We start from the raw sequence: 11,408 nt of genomic DNA on the forward strand, positions 1-11,408 counted from the left end.
GCCGCCGTCAACGACACAAACGCATGGCAGGACTTCTGATCCCGTCCCGCCACACCGGCAGGACCAAGGGGCGCCCGGCAAAACCCGGGCGCCCCTTTTCCGAATTTCGCAAGGCGCGCCCCCCACGCAGAACAACCACCCCCGCGCCCCCTCCCCCGGCGCCTCGACCGATCCCTCCGCGAACCGGCACAACGCCGGACGCGAAAAAAGACGAGTCTTTCAGGAAAGGCACGGACGGCGCGTTTCAACCGTTCGACGGGCAACCGCGCGGGGAATCCAGTTGATCCTGATCCATCGCCGCCCCCTGTCGCCGCGCAAGTCCGAATGAAACCACCCACCTGCCGCCGCCATCGCGTACGACCCGGCCAGCCGCTTCGGGCCAGAAGGAAACGCATTTTGCCGCGGGCGCAGGACCGAAATCGGTGACCAAGTGTCAACCGCTGCGGTTGCGGTTGGACCGGTACGGCTGAGGGTCCGGGAAACAACCGAATTCACCACGCCTTGCGCGGCCGGCACCGCAACATCATACCTGCCCGGGAAGAGGGGCTTTCTTTCGGGGCCTCGGGCCATGACCCTTCCATTGCCATCATGGGCGTGGCGCGCGGCAAGCTCAACGCGCCATGCCTGACGGACCCAGCATGGCGGCCCATGAATGATAATTGCAAATTATCGCATCAATCATCAAATCGAACTTATTCCAATCAAATGTTTCCGCTAAAAGACCCAGAGGGAGGAGTCGAGTGACACCCGGGCACCAAGGCCGTCGCGCCACGATGGCAACACTGGGGTCAGCCGCAGAGAGATTGCGCGCGGCCGATCCTGTAGCGTCCGGACCACGACACCGCCCGCAAGATAGTCGACGCATGAAAGCCACGAACGGAGAGCGAGAGATGGACGGAAACGATATCCCCAAGACAGGCGGTTGCCCGGTCATGCACGGCGGCAATACGGCCGTCGGCAAGGATGTGATGGATTGGTGGCCGAATGCGCTTAACCTGGACATCCTGCACCAGCACGACACCAAGACCAACCCGATGGGCAAGGGCTATTCCTATCGTGACGAGGTCAAGAAGCTGGATGTCGACGCGCTCAAGGCCGATCTTCGCGCGCTGATGACCGACAGCCAGGACTGGTGGCCGGCGGACTGGGGCCATTACGGCGGGCTGATGATCCGCATGGCCTGGCACGCGGCCGGGTCCTATCGGTTGGCCGATGGCCGCGGTGGCGGCGGCACCGGCAACCAGCGCTTCGCGCCGCTGAACTCCTGGCCGGATAATGTCAGCCTGGACAAGGCGCGGCGCCTGCTGTGGCCGATCAAGAAGAAATATGGCAACAAGATCAGCTGGGCCGACCTGATCATCCTGGCCGGTAACGTGGCCTATGAGGACATGGGGCTGAAGACCTTTGGTTTCGCCTTCGGCCGCGAGGATATCTGGCACCCCGAGAAAGACATCTACTGGGGCGCGGAAAAGGAATGGCTGGCGCCGTCGGACGAACGCTACGAGGACGTGGCGAACCCGGCGACGATGGAAAACCCGCTGGCCGCGGTGCAGATGGGCCTGATCTACGTGAACCCCGAGGGGGTGAACGGCCAGCCCGACCCGCTGAAAACCGCCGAACAGGTGCGCGAGACCTTTGCGCGTATGGCGATGAACGACGAGGAAACCGCCGCGCTGACCGCGGGCGGCCACACCGTCGGCAAGTGCCACGGCAATGGCGACGCGGCCGCGCTTGGCCCCGACCCCGAAGCGGCGGGCGTCGAGAACCAGGGTTTTGGCTGGGCCAATCCCAACATGGGCGGCAAGGCGGCGAATGCCGTCACCAGCGGCATCGAGGGCGCCTGGACCACCCATCCGACCAAGTTCGACATGGGCTATTTCAAGCTCTTGTTCGGCTATGAGTGGGAGTTGAAGAAATCGCCCGCCGGCGCCTGGCAATGGGAACCGATCGACATCAAGGAAGAGGACAAGCCGGTGGATGCCACCGACCCCTCGATCCGGCACAACCCGATCATGACCGACGCCGACATGGCGATGAAGATGGACCCGATTTACAATGAGATCTGCCAGAAATTCATGGCCGATCCCGAGTATTTCCAGGACACCTTCGCCCGCGCCTGGTTCAAACTGACCCATCGCGACATGGGTCCGAAATCGCGCTACATCGGCCCCGAGGCGCCGCAAGAGGACCTGATCTGGCAGGATCCGATCCCGGCGGGCCCCACGGGCTATGACGTGGCCGCGGTCAAGGCCAAGATCGCAGCCAGCGGCCTGAGCGTGGCCGAGATGGTCGCCACCGCCTGGGACAGCGCGCGCACCTTCCGCGGCTCGGACCTGCGCGGCGGGGCCAACGGCGCGCGCATCCGCCTGGCGCCCCAGAAGGACTGGGAGGGCAACGAGCCCGACCGCCTGCAGAAGGTGCTGTCGGTGCTGGAACCCATCGCGGCCGAAACCGGCGCAAGCGTGGCCGACGTGATCGTGCTGGCCGGCAATGTCGGCATCGAGCAGGCGGCCAAGGCGGCCGGGTTCGACATCGAGGTGCCCTTCGCGCCGGGCCGCGGCGACGCGACCGACGAGATGACGGATGCCGCGTCCTTCGACGTGCTGGAACCGGTCGCCGACGGCTACCGCAACTGGCTGAAGAAGGACTATGTGGTCAGCCCCGAGGAATTGATGCTGGACCGCACGCAACTTCTGGGCCTGACAGCGGCCGAGATGACCTGCCTTGTCGGCGGCATGCGGGCGTTGGGCACCAACCATGGCGGCACCAAGCACGGCGTGTTCACCGACCGCGAGGGCGCGTTGACCACCGATTTCTTCGTCAACCTGACGGACATGGCCTATCGCTGGGTGCCCACGGGCGATGGCATCTACGAAATCCGCGACCGCAAGACGGACGCGGTCAAGTGGACGGCGACCCGCATGGACCTCGTGTTCGGCTCGAACTCGATCCTCCGGGCTTATGCCGAGGTTTATGCCCAGGACGACAATGCCGAGAAGTTCGTACACGATTTCGTCGCGGCCTGGACCAAGGTGATGAACGCCGATCGCTTCGACCTGGCCTAAGCGGTTCGACCCGAAGGATGGGACGCGGCCCGAAATGGCCGCGTCCTTTTCGTTTTTTAAGGCCCCAGGCCGCCGCTGTGGCCAAGGGCATCGTCCGGGCGCGCAACGGCGCCCGATGCGATGATTACGCGATTGATTTAAATTGATCGCATTTCGCCCAAAGGGCCCTTTGCATGGTCCGCAGATTGACCTTGGCCGCGGGCTTGTCCAACCGGACAAGGCCATCGTGCATGTGATCGTCATCCGCGTCGCAAGCGGAAAACGCCACTGGACCCGCGGCCGACCCGGCAAGAAAAAACGGCAAAATCGAACGATCCTTCGCTTTTTAAACCATCCACAAGAAATCCCGGCGATCAGTTGGTGCACGGCCCGCAACGGACGGTGGCACTTACATGGATCGCGGCATTCGGCAATTCGACAGTCTGATCGGCGCGCTCAGCGGGCCGGCCTGGCTGATGACGTCCGACGGGGACCTCGTTGCCGCAAACCCCGCGTTCCGTGCCGAACTGGCCGTGCCTGCGGGCCGGGCATTCTGCAGCCTTGTTTCACCACGCGACAGGGATGCACTGGCTGAGGCCAGCCGCCCATTGTTCGACGGAACTGCCAGCACCGCGCGCCTGACCCTCGCCCTTCGTCCAGGTGTCGGCCCTGACCGCAGGCTCGACTGTCTGCTGAGCGCATTGCATCTGGATGGAAAGTTCGCAGGCGTTCTCGGCCAGGGGCGACCGGTGCCACAGGCGGACGATCCGCCGCGCGCGCATCCCCTACCCCCGCCCGACCTGCAGGGCCCGGGGTTCGACCCCGACCGCTGCGGCCTGCTGCCGGGGGGTCTTTCGCAGGCCCTGAAACAGGTGCGCGACAAGCGCGACGAAGCCCGAGCCAGGGCTGAAATCCTGCACATCGCCACCACCATGGGCAGGGTCGTGCCCTGGTATCGCGTTCCCGACACCGGTGTTTCCTGGTTCGGCGACAACATCACGGCGCTGCTGGGTCTGCCGCCAGAGGTCAAGATGACTTCGTCCGAATTCCGCGAACTGATCCATCCCGCCGATCTGCCGGCAGTGGCCGAAGCCCATGCCGCGATCGAGAGGGGCGAGACCGACCATTACGGCCTCGCGTTCAGGGTCAGACGCGCCGACGGCAGTTGGTGTGCCGTTACGTCCAAGGGGCAAAAGGTCGAACGCACCGGGTCGGGTCTGCCCTACATGATCTGCGGCAGCTTCGCGGAAACCAGCGAACGCATCCAGATCGAGGAACGGCTGGCCTCGGCCCTTGCCGAGGCAGAGGCGGCGCGTCTGAATGCACAGATGCGCGAGGAGATGCTGAAGATCACCTCGCTGCGGGGCGGAATCGGCCATTTCTCGGTGAACCCCGGGCGCGATCAGGGCTGGGCCACCGATGCGACATACCGGCTTCTCGGCTACGAACCCGGCGCCTTCCCCTCGACCGATACGGGCTGGCGCGGCCTTATCCATCCCGACGACCTACCCGGAGCGGTCGAAGCGATGGAGGCGCTGCAGCAGCGCCGCACCGCGCTTTACGAACATGAACACCGCCTGCGCCATGGCGATGGAACCTATCACTGGTACCGGGCGGTCGCGAGCTGGATGGAATCTTCCGACCCGTCGCAACCACCGCTGCTGGCGGGCGCCGTGATCAGCACCGACCAAAACAAGGAGAACGAGGCGAAGCTCGCCCAGGCCGCAACTGTCGCGCGCCGGGCGCGAGAACGCCTGAACACCCTTGCCGACAACGCGCCGGGCGCGATTTTCGAATATCGCGAGGACAAGAACGGGTCCATCGACCTGCCTTATTTCAGCGCGCGCCTGTCCGACATCCTGGGCGTGCCACGCGAGGAAATGGAGGCCGATGGCGCAACCGCGGCGCGCAACATCCATCCCGAAGATGCCCCGATGCTGTTCGAGCGCATCCGCCATTCCCGCGACACGCTCACGCCGCTGAGCGTGCGCTACCGGCTGGCGCATCCCGAGAAGGGGCTGTGCTGGCTCATGCTGTCCTCGATCCCCTCCGCCCAGACCGATGGTGCGGTGATCTGGTATGGCACGGTCATCGACATCACCGAGCAATGCAAGATCGAGAAGCGCGCCGAAGAGGCCGCCGCGGAAGTACGCCGCGCGCACGAACGGTTGTCCTCGGTCGCCGAGATCGCGCCTGTCGGCCTTTACGAATTCCACTGGTATGGCCCGATGAACGTCCGCTTCACCTATACCAGCGCGCATTTCGACGAGCTTATCGGATGCCCCCAAGGCGCGATGCAGGAACTGCAGGCCGAAATGGCCAAGCGCATCCATCCAGAGGACTTTGACCGCTATACCTCCGGGGTCGACGAAAGCAGCCGGAAGTTGACCCCGCGCAACAACCGCTTCCGGTTCCTGCATCCCGAGCGTGGTACGCTCTGGCTCAACGCGACCGCCACCCCTCGTGAGGGCGCCGATGGAGCAGTCATCTGGACCGGTGCGCTGCGTGACGTCACGGCCGACGCGGAAAGAGAGGCGGAACTTCGCCGAGCCCACAGACTCGCCGAAGAGATGCGCGCGGAGAACGAACATCAGGCGCTGCATGATGCACTGACGGGCCTGCCGAACCGACGCTGCTATGACCGGATGCTCGGCCGCAGACGCGAGGCCGCGCGAACGGGCGGGCCCACCGTCTGCACGCTGATCCGGGTCGATATAGACCACTTCAAATACGTGAATGACACCCTTGGCCACGAGGCCGGTGACCAGGTGCTCAAACACCTTGCGGACGTCCTGCGCGAAAGCCTGCGCGCCGGCGATGTCGCCGCACGCATCGGGGGCGACGAATTCTCGGTGCTGCTTGCGCCCGGCTTGGGGCGCAACGCCGCCGAAGAGCTGGTCGAACGCATTCGGACCAGGCTTGCGAAGCCCATGCTCTACAACGGCCGCCAATGCCGGTTCGGTGTCTCCTTCGGCATCGCGGAAATCGGGGACATCACCGAACTTGGGGAGGAATTGCAGCTTTTTGCCGATGCCGCGCTTTACCGTGCAAAGGCGGGCGGACGAAACCGCATCGAGTTCTTCACACCGGAACTCCATCACGGCATCCTCGAAGACCGGCGCATCGCCGCGGAATTGCAAGAGGCACTGGAGCGCGACCAGTTCGTTCCATTCTTCCAGCCCCAGGTTTCCGCGGCCGATGGCAGCCTGGTGGGCGTCGAGACCTTGCTCAGGTGGAACCATCCCGAAAAAGGCCTGCTTGCGCCGGACGCCTTCATGCGCGTGGCCGAGCAACTGAGGATCGTGCCCGAGATCGACCGCCTGATGATGGAAAAGTCGCGGACGGCGCTGGCGCGATGGCGCAGCCGCGGGGTACGGGTGCCCAAGATCAGTTTCAATGTCTCGTCGGGGCGGATGCACGACCCCGACGTGGTCAGCCTGGCCCGCGAGATGGTGGCCGAACAGACGAACGTCACCTTCGAACTTCTGGAATCGATCCTGGTCGAGGAGGAGAGCGATGCCTTCCGTTTCCACCTCGACATGATCCGCGAAGCCGGCATCGACATCGAGATCGACGATTTCGGCTCGGGTCACGCATCGATCATCGGATTGATGGAAATCGCGCCCTCCGCGCTCAAGATCGACCGCAGGATCGTGGCACCCGTGGCCCATGACGACCGTTCCTGCAACCTGCTTCTTGCCATCGTCGAGATTGCCGAAACCCTGTGCATATCGACGATCGCCGAAGGGGTGGAAACCGAGGAACAGGCCGACATCATCCGAAAAAGCGGCTGCGACACGATGCAGGGCTATCTTTTCGCACGCCCTCTGAGCGAGGAGGATTTCCTCAGATACGTTCTGGCAACGGACCGACGCTGCGCATAGGCCGTGACCTGCCACTGAACTTTCATCCAGCCGCGACCGGAGCCCGATTGGTTCTGCTCTGCTCCCCAACCTTGGACCGCCCGTGGGCAGAGTTTTCCGGCTACGCTCAGGGTGACGGGCTGGTGGCGCCCCCCGATTTGGTCAGCATGATCGGAACCTTATTGCCGATCGCGCCGTGTGGCCGTTCCTCGTTGTAGTATCTACGCCAAGCCTCCAGCTTTTCGGCGGCGTCCGCAAGGGTCATGAACCAGTGCTGGTTCAGGCATTCCGTCCGGAACCGACCGTTGAATGCCTCAATGAAGGCGTTGTCCGTCGGTTTGCCTGGGCGCGAGAAGTCCAGAACTACGCCACGCTGATAGACCCAGAGATCCATGTCGCACGACACAAACTCGGTGCCCTGATCGACCCGGACCGTCGCCGGATAGCCTGCTTTCCGGCAAACCCGATCAAGCGTCGCGACGACGTCTTCGCCGCGATAGCTGAAACGTGCATCCAGAACCGGCACGTAACGCGAGAAGGTATCGACAACGGTGAGGACGCGGATCTTCTTGCCTGTCGCCAGTTGGTCATGCACGAAGTCCATAGCCCAGACCTGGTTTGGGCCGACCGCTTCGACCCGATCGTCGCGCAACTTAGCCTTCACGCGGCGCCTGGGTGTCTTGTTTCTCAGCTGCAAACCCAACTCCCTGTAAATGCGGTAGACTTTCTTGATGTTGATGCCCCAGCCCTCGCGCTCCAGTAGGACGTGGACGCGTCGATAGCCGTAGCGGACCCGAGTCTCGCAGATTTCCCGGATCCGTTTCTCGACGGCTGCCTGATCGGTGCGGCGGGACTTGTAGTGAAACGTCGAGCGGTCGAATCCGATGGCCCCACAAGCCTGACGGATCGAGACCGCCCAATCGCGGCACATCCCACGAATGAGTTCGCGCGTGCGACCAGGCTTCAGAGCTTTCGGCGGACGACGTCCTGCAGCATCTCGCGGTCGAGCGTCAGGTCAGCCACGATCTTCTTCAGCCGCGCGTTCTCGTCCTCGAGTTGCTTCAGCCTGCGCATCTCGTCGGGCAGAAGCCCCGCATACTTCTTCTTCCAGGCAAAGGAGGTCGCTTGGCTGATCCCCGCCTTGCGACAGATCTCGGCAACGGGCGTGCCTTCTTCGCCCTGCTTCAGGATGAACGCCTTCTGCGCGTCCGAAAATTTGCTCGCCTTCATTCGATTCCGCTCCTCTCCCAGCCGGGAAAGCGTAGCGGAAAACTCCAGCTTCAAACGGTCCAGTTATCGGGAATCAGATCACTGCTTCACAAATGTCAAGGGTGCAGATTTGGTCTCCAGCATGGTCTACGCCTCCAGCTCTCATCAGCGAAAACTTAAGGGAAACAGAGGCTTACCTGTTGGTAATGGTGCCCGGGGGCGGCATAAATTGTTGATTTTATTATAAAAAGTTACGAGGCGGTGGGACTTTTTTCTTTCACCATGTTTATTGGGTTTTTTCGGATAAGTGTCCCACTTTTCCGATGGGGATTGAGGCCGGAGTTCACTGCTCGGGCCGGTGCCGCATCGCCGCAGCGCCTGGACATGACGCCGGCGATCCTTAGGAATGGTGACAGTAAAGAAGATCAATCTGGACGAGTGTGACTAACCCGCGCTTCACCTGCCCGATCTGCATGAACCGTGAGGCCGGACTGATCCCCGCCCCTCGGCATGTGCCGGCGTGGGATGACCTGACCCTCTCGGAGCAGATGGCGATGCTGGCCGAAGTGGGCACCGCACTTGGTCGCGGCACGGCTGGTTTTGCTGCCTCATCCGATCACGGCCATTTTCACCTGCGGGAAGCCAGTACGGCGCGTCTGACAACCGGCGGCCGCGATCCGCTTCTGCCGCTGCTCGCCGAGCGTCTCGACACCGCGCACTCGGTCGACTTGGCAATTGCCTTCGCCATGGACAGCGGCGTGGCCCTGCTTGAGCCCTGGTTCCGAGAGCTGCTGGCGCGCGGCGGGCGGCTCAGGATCGTGGTGGGCGACTATCTCGACACGACCGACCCGACGGCGTTGGCGCGCCTGCTGGACCTGGAAGGCGCCGAGCTCTTCGTGTTCGAAACGGGAGGCCTCAGCTTTCACCCGAAGGCCTGGCTGTTCCGCGCCGCCGATGCACGCGGGGCGGCGATCGTCGGCAGTTCGAACCTGTCTCAATCGGCGCTGACCGATGGTGTGGAATGGAACCTGCATTTCGAGGATGCGGCAGACAGCGTCGGAGCGGCCTTCGAGGACCTGCTGGCGCGACCTGAGGTCAAGCCGCTGACGGCGGCGTGGATCGATGCCTATGCCAAACGCCGCAGGGCAAGGCCAATGCCCGAGTTCACTGCTCGCATCGTGGCCGAGGAAGGCCCTCCACCCGAGCCGCACACGATCCAGCAGGAGGCGCTGGCGGCCCTTGCAAAAAGCCGATCGAACGGCCACCGCGCCGGGCTTGTCGTGCTGGCCACCGGGCTGGGTAAGACCTGGCTCGCCGCCTTCGACACGATCCGTGCCAGGGCGGGCCGCATCCTCTTCGTTGCCCATCGCGACGAAATTCTGACCCAAGCGATGGCGGCCTTTCGCAAGGTGCGCCCCGAAGCCAAGCTCGGCCGCTACACTGGCACCGAGAAGGAGGCAGATTCAGAAATCCTCTTCGCCTCGGTTCAGACACTTGGCCGCGTCGGTCACTTGCGCCAATTCGACCGGGACCATTTCGACTATATCGTGGTTGATGAATTCCACCACGCCGCGGCCCGCACCTACCAGAAGCTGATCGAGCATTTCACGCCCGGCTTCCTGCTCGGCCTGACCGCTACGCCCGACCGGACGGATGGCGCCGACTTGCTTGGCCTTTGCGGCGAAAACCTCGTCTACGAATGCGACCTGTTTCGCGGGATCGACGCGGGACATCTGTCGCCCTTCCACTATTTCGGCGTTCCGGATGACGTGGATTACGCACAAATCCCCTGGCGTTCCGGCCAGTTCGACCCGACCGCGCTAGACGCAGCCCTGGCCACCGAGGCGCGGGCGCTAAATGCGTTGGAACAATACCGCAAGCGCGCAACCGGCCCAGCGATCGGCTTTTGCTGTTCTATGCGCCACGCCGACTACATGGCGGATTACTTCCGCACCGCCGGTCTGAAGGCTGTTGCCGTCCATTCGGGCCAAAGCTCCGCACCTCGAGCAAGTTCCCTGGCAGCGCTTGGTCGCGGCGAGATCGACATCCTCTTCGCGGTCGACATGTTCAACGAAGGCGTGGACGTGCCCGAGATAGGCACCGTGCTAATGCTGCGCCCCACCGAAAGCGCGATTATCTGGCTGCAGCAACTCGGCCGCGGCCTGCGCCGCGTCGAGGGAAAGGTGCTGCAGGTGATCGACTATATCGGCAACCACCGCAGCTTCCTGACCAAGGTCGCGACCCTTCTGCAGGCCGGCGCAGGGGATCGCTCGATCTCGACCAAGCTGGAGGCGCTTCAAGCTGGCGAATTCCAGATGCCGAAGGGTTGCGAGATCACCTATGAGCTCGAGGTCATGGACATCTTGCGCAGTTTGCTCCGCCCGAAGGAAGGCGCGGCGGAACTCGAAGCCTTCTACGTCGATTTCAGGGACCGGAACGGGATCCGCCCGACGGCAGTCGAAGTCTTCCGCAACGGCTTCGATCCCCGCGCTTCTGGCCACGGCGGCTGGTTCGACTTCGTCCGGGACATGGGTGACCCAATGCCCGAACGTCCCTTCGCCACCCACGGCCGGTTGCTGCGCGAGTTGGAGCGTCCCAAGGGGCTGTCCCGATCCGCGTTGACCGGCTTGCACGACGTCGTAGCCGGACGCCCACCGAGCGAAGGGGCGTCAGAGCTGGCCTTCAACCCGCACCTGGCGCAGGGCCGCGGCGGCTTTCGGCTGGCGCGACCTGACTCCTCCGGCGACTTGGAACCGCTTGTGCGCGAGTTGGTCGAATGGCGTCTGGCGGAGACGCCCGCCCTGCGCGAGGCCGCCGAGGCATCCGCGACCTTTGTCGGCAAGCCGAAAGAACTGGCGCTTTGGCAGCGCTATTACGTTCCTGACATCGCCGGGTTCTTTGGCGAAGAGTACAAGCAAAACCTCTGGCGCACCGGTATGAAGGCGCTGCCAGAAAAGAAGATCATGATCCTTTTCGCAAATGTCTCGACCCAGGACCTGACCTACGAAAACGCGTTTCTCGACCCGTCACGACTGAAATGGTTCAGCCAGAACCAGACGCGGCAGGATAGCAAGCACGGCCGGGTCATCAACGGCGAGGAAGGGCACGAAGTGCACCTTTTCATCCGCCGCGGGAACAAGGTGAACGGCAAGGTCAATCCGTTCATCTATTGTGGGCATCCCAGGTTCGCCGGATGGAAAGGTGAGAAGCCAATCGAAGTACAGTGGGATTTAGTGTCGCCGGTACCGCGCGAGCTTTGGGCGGAGCTCGGAATTCCAAATCAAGACTGATA

4 protein-coding genes are annotated in these 11,408 nt (G+C 63.3%); 3 read left to right on the plus strand and 1 reads right to left on the minus strand.

The window, feature by feature from the left end; genetic code table 11:
- Positions 1-890: 890 nt before the first annotated feature.
- Both katG and EV662_RS15940 read left to right on the plus strand, forming a co-directional pair.
- Complete coding sequence (gene katG, locus EV662_RS15935; RefSeq protein WP_132464671.1) at positions 891-3,065, plus strand: catalase/peroxidase HPI; 2,175 nt, start codon at positions 891-893, stop codon at positions 3,063-3,065.
- 392 nt (positions 3,066-3,457) lie between these two features.
- On the plus strand, positions 3,458-6,928 hold the full coding sequence (locus EV662_RS15940; RefSeq protein ID WP_132464674.1) for an EAL domain-containing protein: 3,471 nt from the start codon (positions 3,458-3,460) through the stop codon (positions 6,926-6,928).
- Between the two features lie 106 nt (positions 6,929-7,034).
- Here the strand turns inward: EV662_RS15940 and EV662_RS15945 are convergent.
- Positions 7,035-8,137, minus strand: a protein-coding gene (locus tag EV662_RS15945; protein ID WP_132464677.1) for an IS3 family transposase whose coding sequence is annotated in 2 segments (ribosomal slippage) — positions 7,035-7,876 and positions 7,876-8,137 — 1,104 coding nt in all. Because the reading frame shifts where the segments join, the coding sequence is not laid out codon by codon here.
- A gap of 452 nt (positions 8,138-8,589) precedes the next feature.
- Between EV662_RS15945 and EV662_RS15955 the strand changes: the two genes are divergently transcribed.
- A complete protein-coding gene (locus tag EV662_RS15955) occupies positions 8,590-11,406 on the plus strand; it encodes a DUF3427 domain-containing protein (RefSeq protein WP_132464683.1) in 2,817 nt (938 codons plus the stop codon).
- Positions 11,407-11,408 lie beyond the last annotated feature (2 nt).

It is taken from the genome of Rhodovulum marinum, assembly GCF_004343075.1.
Lineage (GTDB): Bacteria > Pseudomonadota > Alphaproteobacteria > Rhodobacterales > Rhodobacteraceae > Rhodovulum > Rhodovulum marinum.